The organism is Streptomyces sp. NBC_00887 (genome assembly GCF_045207585.1).
In genome coordinates, this window is record NZ_CP108788.1 from 179,733 (window position 1) to 196,334 (window position 16,602).

Consider the following 16,602-nt stretch of genomic DNA (forward strand, 5'->3'; position numbering starts at 1 on the left):
ATGCAGTCGCGGTCGGCACTCCGTAAGCTGGCAGGAGCAGCTGGGCGCAGGATCGGGTGGGCGGCGCTTCGGTAGCCCATGTCGCGCCTGGCGGCAAAATCTCTTACCGAGCGGCACATCAATGTCGGCTGGGACGTGAAGACCTTATGGCTACACCCCGGGACCTATTGATGGTCACTATGGACGTGCCGACGAGCACTCCTGTGGATCAGGAAGATCTGTCGCTGGTGCTTGCCGCCGCTGAGCTGATCGACCTGCTCAAGGTCCGGGTTGTGGGCTTGGAGAGCCGTCACATCGTGCCAGGTCCGCATGGGGTACCTGCAGAGCACTTCTTGGAGCAGGCTGCCGCGACGCTGCAGTTGACGGAGCCGTACGAATTGATAGGTGACTGGCTGTGGCGCAGAGATCGCGCTCTGGCACGGTCATACACCGAGGCTCTTGAAACCGACAAGCTGGCCGCCTGGCAACGGCCTGCTGGGCATCGTTTCAGGCGCCGCGAGTTCACCTTGATCGACTCACCAGCTCGCCGGGAAGCAGCTGAGCGCTGGGCTGCCGCTGATCACGTCCTTGTTGCTCTCGCTGAGGCTGTTGGGATAAAGCGCGACGACCGGCCCAGCTCTGCGAACGTAGTGGACAGTTCAGTAGCAACGGTGTTGTCCGCTCTTGGCGGCACACTGGTACGGCTGAAGTCCGCGCAGAGGGAAGAACACCACCGACAGGGGAAGTTCGATGACGGCTGGGGCCTTTTGGAGTGACACCCACAGGACCCGCTCGGCTTGGAGCCCGCCTCGATGAAAGCAGGTTGCTGCCTCCGGGTCCTTGGCTGTGCAAACTTGAGGACGCGAACGGGCTGCCCCTCCTCGTCTGCCTCTCCGCGGCCAACACCCACGACAGCCTCGCGCTGAAGCCCATGATCGAGGGCCACCAAACGAGACACGACCCCCACCGCGGCCGCTACTTCAAGCCCCAGCGGCTCCACGCCGACAAGGCATACGACGTCCCCCACCTGCGGAAATGGCTCTGGGGCAAACACATCGGCGTACGCATCGCACGCAAGGGCATCGAATCCAGCGAACGGTTAGGGCGCCGACGATGGGTCATCGAACGCACCATGTCCTGGCTCACCAGATACCGCCGACTCAACCACCGCTACGAACGCCACCCCCGCAACTACCTGGCCTTTCTCGGCCTCGCCGCCGCCCTCTGCTGCTACAAACGACTCACCCGCCTCACCACATAGGACACGGTCTTAAAAGAGCGTTTTATCCCGTCCGGGGTGTTTGGTAAGTCGCCATGTCGGCGGATTGGGGTCACGCCCGGAGGCGTGTGAAGATCCGCTTGTGGAGTGCGATGTGTGTGGACGGGCGATGTGGCGGTGGCCGGCGATGCCGACTGTGTGGGACGAGGAGATCTGGTCCTGTTCCTGGTGCCATGCCGCCACCCATGTGGGCGGCGAGTGGTTCGAGGTCGCGCGGCCGCCGTATTTGCCTGTGGAGATGCGCTGGGAAAGGGTGGTCGCGGACGGCCTTCCCCTCGACGTTTCGCACGCCTTTGGCATCTTCGACAGGACGCTGTGCGGAGTCCGGCAAGCCGGCATGTCGCCGTCTGATTACGGGTGGCTGCCGCAGCGAGGGAACGCCTGTGGCGCTTGCCGGGAAGCGGCGGGTGTCATTGATGACCGCTGGCCGCAGGCTATGAGGGGCGAGGAAGCGCGGGTCAGTGTGGCCCGGCGGCTATGAGTCCTTCCAGTTCGGAGTCGACTCTCGTGTGAGCCTGCGGCTCATCAGGTCGATCATCGCGAGGCGGATCATCGCTTCGGAGCGGTGCGGGTGGGTTTCGTAGTCGCGGGCGAGGCGGCGGTGATTCATAAGCCAGCCGAACGTCCGCTCGACGACCCAGCGCCGCGGAATGTCCTTGAAGCCCTTCTGTCCCGGGTCACGGCGGGTGACCTCGACGTCGATGCCGAGGGTGGCGCCGTGGTCGATGGCCTTGGTTCGATAACCGCTGTCGGCCCATGCCTTGGTGATTCCGGGGTGGGCCTTGGCGATGCGCGAGAGCAGATGGATACCGCCGGCGTTGTCGGAACGCTGGCCGCGGTGACCCAGACCGCGAGGAGGAGGCCGAGGGTGTCGACGCCGATACGGCGCTTGCGGCCCGCGATCTTCTTGCCCGCGTCGATGCCCTGGCCGGTGGCCGGGACGTTGGCGGACGTCTTGATGCTCTGGGCGTCCAGGACGCATGCGCTCGGTTCGGCGTCCCGGCCTGCGGCCTCCCGGACAAGTCGGCGGAGCAGGCCGTTGAGCTGGTCGAACACGCCGTCCTTCTGCCAGGCGGCGAAGTATCCGTAGACGGTTTCCCACGGAGCGAAGTCGTGGGGAAGGTAGCGCCAGGGGATCCCGGTCCGGTCCACATACAACACCGCGTCCATGATCCGGCGCAGGTCGCGCTCGGGCGGCCGCCCGATATCCAGGCCCTTCCCTCGCCGCTCGGTCCGCCAGGCCGACACAATGGACTCGAGCAGTTCCCATCGGGCATCGGACAGGTCACTCGGATACGGCCGCTGTCGAGACATGTTTCGATAGTTCCGCCGAGCGGCATCCCGCCACAGGCGCAAACGGGAGCGAGTGGGGGCGCCTTGGGATCAGACAGGAGCGAACGGGCGGAAACGTGCCCGGCAATGGCGTCAGCCGCCCCTCACGTCACGGATAGCAACCCTGGCTTCAGCAGTCCCAGCCCGACCTGCTACCCAGAAGACCGCCAAACACCCCGGACAGGATATAACGCTCTTTAAGACCATGTAGGACACGGTCTTACTACTTCCTGGAGGCAGGCAGCTCAGCACCGAGATCGGCATTCCCACCGTCTCGGACCGAGTGATCGAGCCGGAGGAGCAGGTGCGGCCCAAGTCGCAAGGACAGGGCACGGTTTTAATCAGCACGGTGCTGCACAGGAAGCAGGCCGTACGGTCCTCGAGAGCGCGGGCTCTGCTGCAGCGTTTCGGCAGAGCCCGTTGCGGTGGTGCTTGTCGCAGCGACTCCCATCAGTGCCGCCACGCCCCACCGGCTGCCGGCTCTGCATCGATCACCACGAAGGTCCGGTTGCTGTCCGGGCCGTCCGTGCCTGTCAGTGCGCTGGTGAAGCCGCGCCGCTTCAGGTGGTAGCCGGCCGAGAGCCCCGACTGCCCGCACCCTATGACCACCACCGTCGCGCGCTCACCGGCTCGATCCCGCCCCGCTGGTCCCCATGCCGGGGCAGGTACGTCAGCGTGCTTCCGCCCGGTCACCGGCAGGGGGGTGTGCGGTTCCACCGGTGGCCAGGCGCATGAGATCGGTGTCGAAGTCGACGTCCTCGACGCTGCGTTCGGCGCGGGTGGCGTTGCCGCCGAACGTGTGCTGGTAGCCCGCCCAATTGCCGTCGGCGATGTCGCGGGCGGCGCCGCTGTGGAGGACGGCCGCGAGTTCACCGGCCGCGCGGACGATGCGCTTGCCGAGATCGGTCGAGCCCCAGTCCTCCGGTACGGCGTAGAGGGAGGTCGGCATCGGGATCGTCCGTAGGAACGCGAACAGCGGTCGGAGATGGTCGTCGACGACCATGCTGTGCCTGGCCGAGCCGCCGGTAGCGGCGAGGATGACCGGTTTGGCGATGAGCAGGTCGTTGTCGATCAGGTCGGCAAACGACTTGAACAGGCCGCTGATTCCTGCCTTGTAGACCGGAGTTGCGGCGATGATCGCGTCCGACTCGGCGAGCTGTGCGATGGCGTCCTTCACCTTCGCATCAGGTATCCCCGAGACGATCGACCGTGCGATCTCAACGGCGAGAGGTCCCAGATCGATCGAGCGCACGGTCGCGGCAATGCCGATCTCACGCAGTGCGTCGATGCTCTTCTGGGCGATCCGGTCGGACAACAGCCGGGTCGAGGACGGATCACTCACCCCGGCATTCACGACCGTGATGGCGATTTGTTGGGGGGCGGTGGGCACATTGTTCATGCGATGTTCCTTGGGTCTGGCTCCGTGTGCTGCGAGGTTGCCGGCGGGGCTGCGGCGGCAAGCGCCTTCCCGAGGTCGCGCAGCGTTGTCAGTTGTGACGCGGTGAGCGCGCGAGTCATCGCCGTCGCGACGTGTCGCGCGTGTGCGCGACCGAGTCGCCGCTGAACATCGCGTCCCTCGCCGGTCAGGACAACGCGGCAGGCACGGCCGTCGTCGGGATCCGGGAGCCGCTCGACAAGGCCGCGCTTCTCCAGACGCGCCACCAGCCGAGAGACTCCGGCCTGAGTCAACAGGACGTCGTCGATCAGATCGGTGATGCGCAAACCGTCCTCGGCGCCGACAAGGGCGTAGAGCACGCCGTACTCCCGGGGCGGGAAGACGCCCCAATCGCCGCAGTGCTCGAACTCTCGCGCTAGAGTCGCCTGTGCTCTGAACAGCGCTTCCCATGCCTCGTTCGCCAACCTCATCAAGCCCCTGGTGTCCGTCATCACGAGTCGACCGGGAAGCGAGCCGCATTTCCTGAGGCACTGTCCTGGTAGGGCGAGGTACCCGAGAGGTTGTCGCCCCGGTTGGGGTTCGGTCGCAGCTGGCGCGGTTCGGCGTCCCCGTACTTCGCCTTGACCAGCGCAGCGTGCGTCGGTGCGTCCGGGACGCCGGGCTTGCGGCGCGCCTGCATCTCCCGGCGCAATACCGGGACCACCTCGGTGCCCAGCAGTTCGACCTGTTCCAGCGCCATGTCGAGCGGAAGGGCGAGCGCGTCGACGGAGAAGAGTTGGCGCTGGTAGTCACCGAATCCCTCCTGGAAGGTGAGCACCTTCTCGATGACCTGTTGCGGGCTGCCCACCGTCAGCGGCGTGCCAGCCATGTAGTCCTCCAGTCTCGAGCCGCGGAACATCGGGTATCCCTCGAAGTAGGGCCGGTAGGTGTTGATTGCGTCCTGGGAGCGCTTGGCGATGAACCCTTGGCCGCCGAGCCCGACGAAGGCCTGGTCGGCGGTTCCGTGTCCGTAATGCTCGAACCGCCGCCGGTAGAGGTCGACGAGCGGCTTGAAGTGGAAGTTCGGGGCGAGGATGTGGTTGGCGAAGAACCCGTTGCCGTAGTACGCCGCCTGCTCCGCGGTCTCAGGGGTACGGATCGAGCCGTGCCACACGAAGGGCGGGACGTCGTCCAGCGGGCGCGGGGTGGAGGTGAAGCCCTGCAGCGGGGTGCGGAACTGTCCTTCCCAGTCGACTACGTCCTCGCGCCACAATCGGTGGAGCAGGTTGTAGTTCTCCAGGGAGAGTGCGACCCCCTGGCGGATGTCCTTGCCGAACCACGGGTAGACCGGGACGGTGTTCCCGCGTCCGAGCATTAGGTCCAGCCGCCCCTTGGCGACATGCTGGACCATCGCATAGTCCTCGGCGAGCTTCACCGGGTCGTTGGTCGTGATCAGGGTCACGGCTGTGCTCAGGATGATCCGCTCCGTCAGTGCCGCGATGTGCCCGAGCAGAGCCGGCGGCGAGGACATCACGAACGGGGGGTTGTGATGCTCACCCAGCGCGAAGACGTCGAGGCCGACCTCGTCGGCCCGCTGGGCGAGCTTGATCAGGTTACTGATCCGCTCCGCCTCGCTCTGGGTGTAACCCGTCGGGTCGGGAGAGATGTCACCGACCCCGAAGATACCGAATTGCATGTCGCACTCCTTCAACTGGTTACATGACTGCACTGATACATGACTTCGCATGTATCGAAACAGCTTGACGGAGCAAGCATTCCCGGGACCTGTCCGGCGGCGCCGTGATCCCGGTCATAGCGCATACGAAAATGACGGCCTCACCACGCTGGTACCGACCAACCCGCTACAGAACCGCATCGATTCATAAATGGCCACCGCGCTCACCGAGGCACTCGACGCAATCGGCCGCGGCAGCGCCGAGCCGTCCTGATACGCACCGAGGGCCCGGACTTCAGCTTCGGAGGTGACATCGTCGACTGGCCCGACGCGGACGTACGGCAACTGCGACCCTGTTCGAGGGCTACTAGGCCGCGGTGCCTTCCTTGCCGATCGGATGAGTCGCGTACGTGGAGTCATAGTCGGAACGCTCTGGGTAATTAAGATCCCGCTGCCCGTCGAAGAGGGCACCGCTTTGCCCGCGGGCGTCTTTGGACTCCGCGCCGCGCACTGATCCCAGCACGCGAGACCCGCGCCAGCGCCGCGATCAGCCAACTCCGCACCTGTTGGCCGCACCGGCGCCGCGGCAAGGCGGGCAGGTCCTGCTGCCACCCCCCACCGGGACCGCCCACTGCGTGGGGGCGGCCACCCGATTGCCTGATGTCCAATCTTCAACTAACGTATTTGCTTGACGCAGCAAATATTCGATCAAGTTGGAGAAGTGAAATGGGATGGTCCCTCACCGACGTCGGAAACCGGTACATGGAGCTTTGCGACCTGGCGCCGCAGGATCCGCTGGCCTTCGAGGAGCTCATGGGAATGTTCACCGAGGATGTGCAGACGACTCTCCTGCACGTCAGTGCCCCTGAGAAGAAGATGACAGGGCGTGCGGAACTCGCAGCGATGTACCGCTTCTTCTTCGAGTCCGGGCCTCGCTTCAAGCACCTCTGGAACGTGAACGAGCTCAGCGGGAACTCCATCGAAATGCCCTACGTGTTCGTCCTCCGCCAGTCCGACGGCTCGCTGTCCGTCTCCGGCGGGGCGGACAGGTTCGTCTTCGCCCCGGACGGCCGCATCGCCGAACTCACCAACGAGCAGAAGTTCTTCATCCACCTGTAGACGGCCCGCCTCCCGCTTTCCCGCTGACGCTGTCGAAGCCACGGCCAGCCAAACGGGTGGCGTCTCGCTGGCCGGGTCGCCACCTCGCCCGGCCCGGCCTCTGGAAACCAGGGGCGGGCCGAGCGCGAGGCCTCCGGCGCCATGACGCTGTCGCGTGAACTCGCCCCCAAGCGGAGGGGCACGTCGACATAGACCACCCCCTACCTCGACAGCCGCCCCCTTCCTGGACGGCGGCTGTCGCCGTTGGACGAAAGAGAGAAGACCATGCAAGGACTGCGCGGGAAGGTAGCCCTCATCGCGGGCGCCGCAGAGGGAAACATCGGCGCCGCAACAGCGATCCGTCTGGCCAGGGAAGGCATGCACGTCGTGACTGCCGATCTCAACGAAGCCAACGCCAAGGCCGTCGCCGACGAGATCACGGCCGCCGGAGGAAGCGCGGTGGCGAAGGCGTTCGACATCACCGACGAGACGTCGTACAAGGAATTGATCGAGTTCACGGTAGATCGCTTCGGAGGCCTGCACGGCCTGTTCAACGTGGCTGCCGACCTCTCCGCACGAACCATGAGCAGGGACACCGACGTCACCTCAGTCCCGCTCGACATCTGGCAGCACACCATTGACGTCACTCTCAGCGGCTACATGTACGGCATCCGCCACGCCTTGCCGATCATGATGGAGCAGGGCACCGGATCGATCGTGAACACCATGTCCAGCGTGGTGTGGATGGGCAAGGACGTAGCCGTCTCCTACCAGACTGCCAAGAGCGGTCTGGTAGGGCTCACCCGCCACACTGCAACCGTCGGCGGCAAGCACGGTGTCCGATGCAACCTCATCTCGCCCGGCGTCATCCTCAGCAAGGCATCCCTCGCAGCGACCACCGAGCAGTTCCGCGAGGAGACGCTCGCCTCGGTAAGGTCAACAAGGCTGGGCGTCCCGGACGATCTAGCCGGCCCTGTGGCGTTCTTGTTCTCCGACGACAGTTTCTACATCAACGGCCAGTCCTTCCTCGTCGACGGCGGGGCCAACTTCACCTGAGGACTGGGACCCTGCCCTTTGAAGAGCGGACATCGCGGGTCCCAGAGCAGTGCGAGCGCTACCAGGCAAGGCTCCGGGAGCATCCGCACCTCTTGACGAGGACGTCCATGCCATCCGGCAACAAGCTGGCATTCGGTTCGGGCTTGTCCACAAGGGGCTTCCCCACTGCGGCGGTTCTCGTCTGTGACCGTTCGGGGGCGGCCGCCGCTGACCTGATCGTCGCCGCGCTCAGCAAGACACGGGGGAGTGGCCTGTGATGCCTGAGCCAGCGATCTGCAGATCGCTGCTCACCGCACGCGCTGATGAGTTCCTCCAGCCCGGATTGTGCGGTCAGCGTGGCACGAGGCGAGCTGGTGGGCGGCCAGGTGCAGCCGGTCGTAACGACCCAACAGGTTGGCGAGCGCCACCATGAGGCGGGTGGTCTCCGGGCAGCCAGGCTCGCCTGCCGGGACGAGGACGAGGGGATGTTTCGGATCGGGCAGCGGCAGTACTCCGCCAAGGCGGCCCGGCAATGTCACGAGCCAGCCGTCGAGCGCGATGTCGCGGGAGCGGTAGCGGTGCAATTGGGTATGAGTCGTCCGGGTCCGAAGATTCCGCCGTTGTCGGTGACCGATGCCCAACGGGCTGTGCTGGAGGGGTGGGTACGTCGGCGTTCGACGGCCCAGGCCCTGGCCGCGGACAGGGTCCGAACCTGGCGGCGGCGGTTCATCGAACGGGGCCTGGACGGCCTGTCCGACGAACCGCGGCCGGGTGCACCGAGGAAGATCAGTGACGCTGACGTCGAGCGGGTCATCGTCAAGACACTCGAGGAGCGGCCGAAGAACGCCACCCATTGGTCGACCAGATCGATGGCTGCCGCCACCGGCATGTCGCAGTCGGCGATCTCCCGGATCTGGCGGGCGTTCGCACTCGCCCCGCACCGGTCCGAGACGTTCAAGCTGTCCACGGACCCGTTCTTCATCGACAAGGTCCGCGACGTCGTGGGCCTCTACCTGTGTATTGACCCTCAGCGTTGTTGACACGGCTGATCGGTGGCTTGCCATCGAGTGCGGTGTGGCAGCGGTGGTGGTTGTAACTGTGGAGGAAGTCTGCCAGGGCAGCGGTGCGCTCGTCGTTGGAGGTGTAGGGCCGCAGGTAGGCCCACTCCTCCTGGAGGGTGCGGTTGAAGCGTTCGACCTTGCCGTTGGTCTGTGGCCGGTAGGGGCGGATGCGCTTGTGGGCGATGCCATCCGCGGTTAGGGCCTGGGTGAAGAGTTTGGACTTGTAGCAGGAGCCGTTGTCGGTCAGAACCCATTCGACAGTGACGCCGTGTCCCGTGAAGAACGCGTGAGCCCGCTGCCAGAACCCGATCGCGGTGTGCTGGCGTTCGTCGGCCAGGACCTCGCTGTAGGCGAGGCGGGAGTGGTCGTCGACGGCGGAGTGGATGTAGCTGTAGCCGATCACCGGTTTGCAGCTCTTGCGCAGGTCAGTGGTGTTCTGCCGGTTCTGGTTGCCGGTTGTTCTGCCGACCGTGCGCCAGCCCCCGCCGTCAGGGATGTTGCCGAGCTTCTTGATGTCGACGTGCACCAGCTCGCCGGGACCGCTGCGTTCGTAGCGGCGTATCGGCTCGCCGGTCGGCCGGTCCAGCCAGGCCAGACGGTTCAGGCCGTGACGGGTCAGGATCCGGTGCACCGTGGAGGCGGGCAGACCGAGAATCGGGCCGATCCGGGCCGGGCCGAGCTTGCGGTCCTTCCGCAGATCGCAGACAGCTGCTTCCGTTCCAGGGGCCGTGCGGTGCGGGGTCGTGCGCGGTCGGCTCGAGCGGTCGAACAGCCCCGGGTCGCCCTCGGCCTGCCACCGTCGCACCCACTTGTGGGCGGTCGCCCGCGAGATTCCCATCTCTGCGGCCACATGAGCGACCGGACGGCCGGAACAGACACGTTGGATCAACAGCCGCCGGCCATGAACAGTCAGCCGGACATTACGGTGGGACACGAAGACCTCCGTGTGGTGCAGTCCTAGACAGCTCCACCACACCGGAGGTCTTCGCCTTTGATCAAGACCCCCGTGTCAACAACGCTCGTGATCAATACACAGGTGGGAGTCGAAATGGCCAACACGTGCGTGTTCTGCGGGGGGGGAGGGCGGGCAGCCGTGAGCACGTGCTGCCGCAGTGGCTGCGGCGCCAGGCCCCTGAGAAGTTCGTGGAGGCAGGTGGCACCCGCACCATCCGCACCAAGCAAGGTGAGTACCGGCAGATCCCCGAACTGTTCGCCACCGCCACTGTCAAATGCGTCTGCTCCACCTGCAACAACGTCTGGATGTCTGGCGTTGAGCAGAAGGTGCAGCCGTTCTTGTACCACGTGATGCTCGGCAGGCCCGTGGCTCTGAGACCATGTAGGACACGGTCTAAGTGCTGAAACCCGCGCCGAACAAGCCACTCTGCTTTGCCACGTTCCGGTCGGACCTGAGCCGGCGTTCGGACGGACCTGCCGACTCACGTAACCAGCTCTCGCGCTTGTCCGTGCCAGCGGACCTATGCGGCGTGGCGCCAACGCCTCTCTCCGAACGGCCAGCCGAGCCGCTGCGCCGCCATACTCGGGCGATGCCCCCAAGCACTGGGAGCCTCTACGAGCCGGGGACCGCGAGTTGCAAGGTGGCGTCGGCGCCTCGCGGTCCTCAGGCTCGGTTGGCGTCCGTTGCCACGGTGTCAGCGGCCGGGGAAACGCTCGGTGACCTCCTGAAGGACCCAGCCGTTGCCGTCGGGGTCGCTGAAGGTGGCGTAGGAAGCGTAGGAGTCGCCCTCGGGGTTACGGCCCACGATCCGCTCCTGTCCGGGGAGGTCGTGTGTGATCGTTCCGCCGGTGTGGTTGTGGAAGAGCCGGCCTCGAGCGTCGTGGAACACCTCACTCACTTCGATGCCTCGGTCCAGGAGCTCCTGGCGGGCTTCCGCAATGTCGGTGACTATGAGATAGAGGCCCTGCGTGGAGCCAGGCTCGGCGGAAGTGATGCCCTTACCGAAGATGATCGATGTCTCGGATCCGGGGGGTGTGAGGTGTACCGCGCGCCACTCCAGGATGGGGGCGGCGTCGATGTCCAGGCGGAATCCTGCCTTCTCGTAGAAGTCCTTGGCGCGGTCGACATCGGATACGGGCAAGACGATGAGTTCGAGCTTCAGGTTCATGGGTTTGTTCACTTTCTGTGAGTGAAGTGCCCGAGACGAGAATCGTCACCGGTTCAACTGGTGACGAGCGTGCAATATCGTTCGTCACCTGTCAAGGCGGTGACGTCTCGAGTTGGATTCACCTCGGACACTCATAGACCCGCAAACAAGCGCTTCCCCAGCTCAGAGCATGAGAATGCCGCAGCAAGCCACAGCTCGATCAGTCCGAATGCCGGGAAGAGTCATCCCGCAGCCCACCCGCTCAAGCCTCGACTCCCCCAAGACGATTTCGAAGCGGGCACACCTCCGAAATGAGCGCCACGACCCCGCCGGAACGTGGCAGCAGAACCATCGGGCCAAACACTGCCACTACAGCGCCCACGGAGTCGGCGCCTTCGCGGCGACGAGCAGCACCACGAAGCGGCCAACCACGACAGGCAACGCCGGTGAAGCCCTTAGGTGCCTCGCATCACTGACACATGCCGACGGTCCGAAACCGCGCAATTTTGCCTCGCACCAGCACCCCCACAGGGCGCCGCGCCCCTGGCGCAAGGGAGGCAGTAGCGGTCATTCGGCACAGCACAGCCCGCCCGCCGACCAAGGCAGTCAGCAGACGGCACCGCTTCCTGGATCGGACTGCACTCCCCCAAAGCGGCGCAGCGCTCCGACACATGCCTTGACTCGCGGGGATCACTGAAGCACCGGCGCCTGAAAGTTGAGGGGGGCGGGCCGCTGCTGGGCAGCTACCGGGCCATCGAGGTGCGGGCCCGACTGGAGGGGAGCCTCACGAGACCCTCCGGCGATCCGCCTCCTACTCGGCCCAGGGGTCGAAGCCTGCCTCGAGGACATCCTCGAGAGTGGCGCGGAGCCGGGCGGCCCGATCCACTCCGAAGTTCTCTTCGAACTGAGCCTGCACAGTGCACCAATAGGGAAGAGCGGCCTCCATGCGGCTCTGGCCGTCCGGGGTAATGGAGACGACACGGGCACGGCGGTCGGTCGAGGAGGTTTCGACGGTGACCAGGTTCTCTCGGGCCAGCGGTTTGAGGTTGGTGGCCAGGGTGGTGCGGTCCATGGCAATCATGTCCGCGAGGGCAGTGATCGTTATCGCCTCGCGGCCGCTCAGGTGCCGGAGGATGCTGAACTGCGTCGTTCGCAGGCCTGTCGGGGCGAGAGCCTTGTCGTAGGCGGCGCTCAGATACCGAGCCGCCTTACGCAGGGCGAGGCTGTTGCACGCGTCGACGGTATCCGTCGCCTCCGTAGGGGGCATGGTCTCCTCCAGATCCCAGATCCAACTAAGAGTACATGCGCCTAATCGCCGGCCACCCAGGGCAGGGGACGTTTCTTGCCATCCTCAAGATAGGAGCATATGCTCTTATCTCTGTGAGGCCTCCCCACTCCCTCACTCCGCCCCTCACCCACAAACCCAAGGGCCCACTATGGCTACCGCGACCGGATCGCCCGCCGAGCGCGAGCAGACACCCCCTCCCCCAGCAGGACAAACCCCGAAGCTGAGCCAGGGGGCTCGTCGGCCGCCCACAAGAATGTGGCTCCAGCCGACTCTGATCTCCCTGATCGTCGTGGCAGCCTTCATCGCCTGCTACGTCGGCCTTCAGCGCGACCCACAGCCGCACCAGGTGCCGATCGCCGTCACCGGACCCAGCCTGCCGGGGGAGGTCCAGGAGGCCCTGGGTAGTGCCATAGAGGTCCACCCCGCCGCAGACGCCACTACGGCACGCCACGCATTGGAACACCACGACGTCGTGGCGGTGCTCAGCGCCGAGACTCCTGATCACCTGAGCCTGAAGTTTGCCGGGGCCGCCGGCACATCCACCACTTCGGCTGTAAGCGATCTCGTCAACGCCTATGCCCATGGCGCTGGAATGCACGTCGCCGCCGAGGACGTCATCCCGCTCGCGAAGCACGATGCTCGCGGCTTGGCGGGCTTCTACGTGGCGTTCGGCGTGTCGCTGGCCGGCTTCGTTTTGGGTTCGAACGTTCTGGGCCTGGCTGGCGTCATGCGTCTGCGCCACCGGCTGCTTCTGCTGACCGGCGCCTCCGTCGCCATCGGTATCGTGGGGGCGATTCTCGTCGGCCCAGTCCTGGGCGCCGCCCCTGCGCCACTCATCCCCCTCATGCTCATCCTGGCCCTGCTGGCCGCGTCGGCTGCATTCACCACCACGCTCCTGGGAACCCTCCTGGGGCCGATCGGGCTGCCGATCACCACCCTGGTACTGCTGACCGTCGGCAATGCCACCAGTGGCGCCGTCATCGGGGCCGATCTGCTGCCCGCCGGAGCCAGGGCGATCTCGGCGCTTCTGCCACCGGGCGCCGCCGTCCGCGCAATCGCCGACCTGAGTTACTACGGCGGTTCCCACCTCGTCACCCCCGCGATCACACTGGCCCTGTGGGCGATAGTCGCCGGGGGCGTACTGGCCCTGCGCCCCCGCCTGGCGCGCCGCCGAGCAACTGCTGGCTGACTCCCATCTCACCGAACCCGCTGTTCCGCCGGAGACAACCCGGCATGAGCAGCGGGTTTCGGTCGAGCCTCCACCAGCATCCATCACTTCCTTGACAGGTGACGTTTGGGTTGCGACCATCTAGTCACCGGTGAGGGCCGAAACGGCGGCCGCGCCCGGGCGGACGACGGTCTGCTGGATACCTGGCCGGCGCTGCCGAAGGAGCTCGGCGGTGCCGGTACAGAACCCGCCCCCGAGCAGTTGTTCGCCGCGGTCTGGGCGACCTGCTTCCTCAGCGCAGTCCGTGCGTCCGCCGATGAGCGAAGGTCCGGCTGACCAGCACGTGTACGCGCCACTCGTGCGGGGCCGGCCCCCCACCTCATCCACCACGGACCCTGCCGGGGCGACGGAGCTGCAGACCTTTCGTGCACGCGGCGCCCCGGCACTCGTCCGTCCCCGGGCCAAACGGCTGCTGTCCGTGCCCGAAGTCCACTACAGGAAGGAAATGATCCAGATCATGAGTGAGACCGAGCAGAAGGCCTGGCTGGCCGGCGGTTGCTTCTGGGGCATGCAGGAGTTGATCCGGAAGCTTCCGGGCGTCCTGAGCACCCGAGTCGGGTACAGCGGTGGCGGCACACCGCTGTACCCGACCTATCGCGACCACGGCAGTCACGCGGAGTCGATCGAGATCGTCTTCGACCCCGCCGCCACCGACTACCGCATCATCCTCGAGTACTTCTTCCAGATCCATGACCCCACCACGAAGCACCGGCAGGGCAACGACATCGGTGCTAGCTACCGTTCTGCGGTCTTCTACCTGGACGATGAGCAGCGGCGCATCGCCCAAGAGACGATTGCCGATGTCGACGCATCCGGTTTGTGGCCGGGAAAGGTCGTGACGGAAGTCGTGCCGGCCGATGAGTTCTGGGAAGCCGAATCGGAGCATCAGGACTACCTCGAGCGCTACCCGGAGGGCTACACCTGCCACTTCCCGCGTCCGAACTGGCGGCTGCCCAAGAGGGCTGAGGCGTAATTGCCCTCGTTCTCGTTCTCGTTCACGGCTGAGGCCGCCTCACCGAAATTGGGTGGGGCGGCCTCAGCTGTATCAGCGCCTGAAGTCCTCACGCTGGTCCGTGTCGTCCTGAACCGCGTCGTCGGCGCGCCACCGGGAGTGGTACCGGGCGGCCCAGGCGCGGTCGACACGGCCTGTGCGCATTCCGTGCAACGCCTCAGGGTGTGCTCGCGCCTTCCTTATGTGTGCAATGACGGCGAATGTGATCGCCCAGGCGACGGCGTCGTGGATGAAGATCGCACTCGTACGGGAGATGAAGGGCAGGAGTCCCGCGAACCACATCAGCAGTCCTGTGGCCATCATGACCAGCACGGCGCCGGCGATCCAGCCCGCGTAGATCTTCTGGCCTGCGTTGAACTTTCCGGCCGGCCGGGCCTCAGGTGACATGACCCGGCGGCGAGCTGCGCGCAGCCATTGGCTGTCGTATTCCGTGAAGCGGTTCAGCCGGCGCAAGTCTGATCTCAGTGCCGAGGAGAAGAGACCGAGCACAAGGGGGGCGGGCAGGAGGATTCCTGACCATTTATGGAGGGTGGCCATCAGATACCGCTGCCCGACCACCTGGGCGATCGGTCCGATGTACAGGCAGGCGGCCGTCACCAGGCAAATGAGCATCAGCCACCCGGTGGAGCGGTGTACCAGGCGCTCGGCGTGGCTGAACCGCCGAACCTCGTGCGGATCAGGTTGCGCGTCCGTCGGCCTCATCGAGCCAGCCATCGATGTCATATCCGCGCTCCTCCCAGTAACCGGGTTTGACCTTGCTGGTGACCGAGATACCTGACAGCCATTTGGCCGACTTGTAGAAGTACATCGGCGCCGCGTAGAGCCGCGCCGGGCCGCCGTGGGCGTGTGTGATCGGCTTGTCCTGCATGTCCAGGGCAACCAGCATGTCTGCCCGCCGTGCCTGTTCGAGGGTCAGGCTCTCGGTATAGGCGCCGTCAAAGCAGGTGAAGTGGACGGCCGTGCCCCGCGAGCGGACTCCAGCCGCGTCCAAGAGGTCCGACAGCTTCACGCCGCTGAACGGTGTGTCGTCCACGCGCCACCCGTCGGTGCACACCACGTCGGCGACAACTCGGGTCTGGGGCATCTCCCGCAGGTCCGCGAGTGTGTAGGTTCTGGGCCTGTCGACCAGGCCGTCGATGCGCAGTTCGTAGTTCGTCACGTCCTTGCGCGGTACCGAGCTGACGACACTGAAGTACCGGAAGCCGCCCGGGTTAGGCAGCAGGCCGGTGAGACCGGTCGGATCGACTTGGGAGGAGGAAGCCAGAAAACGTTCCCAACCGCTCTGCAGGTAGGGAGCACCGGCTAGTCCTGCGGCCCCCGCGGCAAGCATTCCGAGCATGGTCCGGCGTCCTACCGGCGCACCGCCGGCCGGGCGTTTCGACTGGCCCGTCATGGCCACCATCCTTCGTATCGCGGCGATCGTGGCATCTCCCACCACCGGGCTGTTGTCGCAGGTGGTGGTTGGCACTGGTTCGTCTGAGGGGGAGGTTGGGGTGACTACGTTGTCGCCTCAGTTCCGCCGACCCTGACCGGGCATGTGCCCGCAGCGGACCTCCGGCGGCATGCCTTGTGACAGTGCACGTCACCCCTTGAAGCGGTGCTTTGCATGCTGACACGTCAATCCGTCACCAGTCAAGGCAGTGATTATTTGCTCACAGTCGGCAAGTGCGGCACATGCGATGCGCATCTCATCGAAGGCAGGGTCGGGCATGAGTGGCGTTGCATCGATCACCGTGCGAGGTGGCGGAGTCGCCGTGCCACTACTTCGTCTTCGGCACCAGTCCGCCCGCCAGAGAGGCAACGCCTAAGGAAGCGCGGGGGGGGACCCGACGCACTCCAGTACCGCAGAGCGGCGGGGCCCGTGGAACGGCGACGATCGCGGTCCGACCGTTCACCGTCGCAGCGAAGGCCCGCCTGAGCGGCATACTGATCGCCGGTGCTCGCCGCTCGCCCGAGCCGATCCCCTCGCTCGACAGCTACCGCCTGCCGGACACTTGCCGTCTTCCCGCGGTCCTGCACACGCCCTCCGTTGACGCCCTGACGGAGGCGGCGAGTTCGCCGCCTCCGTCCCCCATCGGCTTCTGCAGCACAGCAGTTCGAGGCTTCGGTGACACGTAGGGCCGATGGCAGGGGGCCCG

The 16,602-nt window shown here is 65.8% G+C and carries 14 protein-coding genes and 3 pseudogenes; 8 read left to right on the forward strand and 9 right to left on the reverse strand.

Features of this window, described 5'->3' with window-relative positions:
* Positions 1–170 precede the first annotated feature (170 nt).
* From OG844_RS00885 to OG844_RS00895, 3 genes and pseudogenes are all read left to right on the forward strand, one after another.
* Positions 171–755, forward strand: coding sequence for a GPP34 family phosphoprotein (locus OG844_RS00885; protein WP_406387413.1), 585 nt, complete (start codon positions 171–173; stop codon positions 753–755).
* 77 nt (positions 756–832) lie between these two features.
* Positions 833–1,240: pseudogene (locus OG844_RS00890) on the forward strand (transposase); the annotation flags it as partial.
* Between the two features lie 145 nt (positions 1,241–1,385).
* Positions 1,386–1,739, forward strand: a complete 354-nt coding sequence (locus OG844_RS00895; protein WP_406387415.1) for a hypothetical protein — start codon at positions 1,386–1,388, stop codon at positions 1,737–1,739.
* On the opposite strand, the pseudogene OG844_RS00900 reads toward OG844_RS00895, so the two are convergent.
* The 4 genes and pseudogenes from OG844_RS00900 to OG844_RS00915 all read right to left on the reverse strand — a co-directional run bounded on the left by OG844_RS00900 (position 1,734) and on the right by OG844_RS00915 (position 5,661).
* Positions 1,734–2,572 (reverse strand): annotated as a pseudogene (locus OG844_RS00900) (IS5 family transposase). The gene OG844_RS00895 and the pseudogene OG844_RS00900 sit on opposite strands and share 6 nt — an antisense overlap.
* A gap of 688 nt (positions 2,573–3,260) precedes the next feature.
* Positions 3,261–3,989, reverse strand: coding sequence for a CE1759 family FMN reductase (locus OG844_RS00905; protein ID WP_406387417.1), 729 nt, complete (start codon positions 3,987–3,989; stop codon positions 3,261–3,263).
* The gene (locus tag OG844_RS00910) at positions 3,986–4,477 is read right to left on the reverse strand and encodes a MarR family winged helix-turn-helix transcriptional regulator (RefSeq protein ID WP_406395948.1); all 492 of its coding nucleotides are present in this window, start codon (positions 4,475–4,477) and stop codon (positions 3,986–3,988) included. The genes OG844_RS00905 and OG844_RS00910 overlap by 4 nt, the downstream gene beginning before the upstream one ends.
* Positions 4,477–5,661: a CE1758 family FMN-dependent luciferase-like monooxygenase gene (locus OG844_RS00915; protein WP_406387419.1), complete on the reverse strand. Its 1,185-nt coding sequence runs from the start codon at positions 5,659–5,661 to the stop codon at positions 4,477–4,479. Before OG844_RS00915 ends, OG844_RS00910 begins: the two co-directional genes overlap by 1 nt.
* 705 nt (positions 5,662–6,366) lie before the next feature.
* On the opposite strand from OG844_RS00915, the gene OG844_RS00920 reads away from it, so the two are divergent.
* The 3 genes and pseudogenes from OG844_RS00920 to OG844_RS00930 all read left to right on the forward strand — a co-directional run.
* Positions 6,367–6,759, forward strand: coding sequence for a hypothetical protein (locus OG844_RS00920; protein ID WP_406387421.1), 393 nt, complete (start codon positions 6,367–6,369; stop codon positions 6,757–6,759).
* A gap of 264 nt (positions 6,760–7,023) precedes the next feature.
* The gene (locus tag OG844_RS00925) at positions 7,024–7,794 is read left to right on the forward strand and encodes an SDR family NAD(P)-dependent oxidoreductase (protein WP_406387423.1); all 771 of its coding nucleotides are present in this window, start codon (positions 7,024–7,026) and stop codon (positions 7,792–7,794) included.
* Between the two features lie 569 nt (positions 7,795–8,363).
* Positions 8,364–8,789 (forward strand): annotated as a pseudogene (locus OG844_RS00930) (helix-turn-helix domain-containing protein); the annotation flags it as partial.
* Here the strand turns inward: OG844_RS00930 and OG844_RS00935 are convergent.
* The 3 genes from OG844_RS00935 to OG844_RS00945 all read right to left on the reverse strand — a co-directional run bounded on the left by OG844_RS00935 (position 8,752) and on the right by OG844_RS00945 (position 12,203).
* Positions 8,752–9,768 (reverse strand): IS481 family transposase, encoded by a 1,017-nt coding sequence (locus tag OG844_RS00935; RefSeq protein ID WP_406387425.1) that lies wholly within the window; start codon positions 9,766–9,768, stop codon positions 8,752–8,754. The pseudogene OG844_RS00930 and the gene OG844_RS00935 overlap by 38 nt on opposite strands.
* A gap of 715 nt (positions 9,769–10,483) precedes the next feature.
* On the reverse strand, positions 10,484–10,957 hold the full coding sequence (locus tag OG844_RS00940; protein ID WP_406387427.1) for a VOC family protein: 474 nt from the start codon (positions 10,955–10,957) through the stop codon (positions 10,484–10,486).
* Positions 10,958–11,747: 790 nt separating this feature from the next.
* Positions 11,748–12,203, reverse strand: coding sequence for a MarR family winged helix-turn-helix transcriptional regulator (locus OG844_RS00945; protein ID WP_406387429.1), 456 nt, complete (start codon positions 12,201–12,203; stop codon positions 11,748–11,750).
* A 310-nt stretch (positions 12,204–12,513) separates the two neighbouring features.
* Between OG844_RS00945 and OG844_RS00950 the strand changes: the two genes are divergently transcribed.
* Both OG844_RS00950 and msrA read left to right on the forward strand, forming a co-directional pair.
* A complete protein-coding gene (locus OG844_RS00950) occupies positions 12,514–13,413 on the forward strand; it encodes a hypothetical protein (protein ID WP_406387431.1) in 900 nt (299 codons plus the stop codon).
* Positions 13,414–13,909: 496 nt separating this feature from the next.
* Positions 13,910–14,425: a peptide-methionine (S)-S-oxide reductase MsrA gene (msrA, locus tag OG844_RS00955; RefSeq protein ID WP_406387433.1), complete on the forward strand. Its 516-nt coding sequence runs from the start codon at positions 13,910–13,912 to the stop codon at positions 14,423–14,425.
* Positions 14,426–14,497: 72 nt separating this feature from the next.
* On the opposite strand, the gene OG844_RS00960 is transcribed toward msrA, so the two are convergent.
* Together OG844_RS00960 and OG844_RS00965 are read right to left on the reverse strand one after the other, a co-directional pair.
* Positions 14,498–15,187: a cytochrome b/b6 domain-containing protein gene (locus OG844_RS00960; RefSeq protein ID WP_406387435.1), complete on the reverse strand. Its 690-nt coding sequence runs from the start codon at positions 15,185–15,187 to the stop codon at positions 14,498–14,500.
* Complete coding sequence (locus tag OG844_RS00965) at positions 15,141–15,857, reverse strand: molybdopterin-dependent oxidoreductase (RefSeq protein ID WP_406387437.1); 717 nt, start codon at positions 15,855–15,857, stop codon at positions 15,141–15,143. The genes OG844_RS00960 and OG844_RS00965 overlap by 47 nt, the downstream gene beginning before the upstream one ends.
* Between the last annotated feature and the right edge of the window lie 745 nt (positions 15,858–16,602).

What these genes read in the sequence shown, in the direction of transcription:
- OG844_RS00965 (WP_406387437.1), bottom strand. Translation starts at nt 15,857, where the DNA reads ATGACGGGCCAGTCGAAACGCCCGGCCGGCGGTGCGCCGGTAGGACGC.
- OG844_RS00885 (WP_406387413.1), top strand. Translation starts at nt 171, where the DNA reads ATGGTCACTATGGACGTGCCGACGAGCACTCCTGTGGATCAGGAAGAT.
- OG844_RS00895 (WP_406387415.1), top strand. Translation starts at nt 1,386, where the DNA reads ATGCCGACTGTGTGGGACGAGGAGATCTGGTCCTGTTCCTGGTGCCAT.
- OG844_RS00915 (WP_406387419.1), bottom strand. Translation starts at nt 5,661, where the DNA reads ATGCAATTCGGTATCTTCGGGGTCGGTGACATCTCTCCCGACCCGACG.
- OG844_RS00920 (WP_406387421.1), top strand. Translation starts at nt 6,367, where the DNA reads ATGGGATGGTCCCTCACCGACGTCGGAAACCGGTACATGGAGCTTTGC.
- OG844_RS00960 (WP_406387435.1), bottom strand. Translation starts at nt 15,187, where the DNA reads ATGACATCGATGGCTGGCTCGATGAGGCCGACGGACGCGCAACCTGAT.
- OG844_RS00925 (WP_406387423.1), top strand. Translation starts at nt 7,024, where the DNA reads ATGCAAGGACTGCGCGGGAAGGTAGCCCTCATCGCGGGCGCCGCAGAG.
- OG844_RS00910 (WP_406395948.1), bottom strand. Translation starts at nt 4,477, where the DNA reads ATGACGGACACCAGGGGCTTGATGAGGTTGGCGAACGAGGCATGGGAA.
- OG844_RS00945 (WP_406387429.1), bottom strand. Translation starts at nt 12,203, where the DNA reads ATGCCCCCTACGGAGGCGACGGATACCGTCGACGCGTGCAACAGCCTC.
- OG844_RS00905 (WP_406387417.1), bottom strand. Translation starts at nt 3,989, where the DNA reads ATGAACAATGTGCCCACCGCCCCCCAACAAATCGCCATCACGGTCGTG.
- msrA (WP_406387433.1), top strand. Translation starts at nt 13,910, where the DNA reads ATGAGTGAGACCGAGCAGAAGGCCTGGCTGGCCGGCGGTTGCTTCTGG.
- OG844_RS00940 (WP_406387427.1), bottom strand. Translation starts at nt 10,957, where the DNA reads ATGAACCTGAAGCTCGAACTCATCGTCTTGCCCGTATCCGATGTCGAC.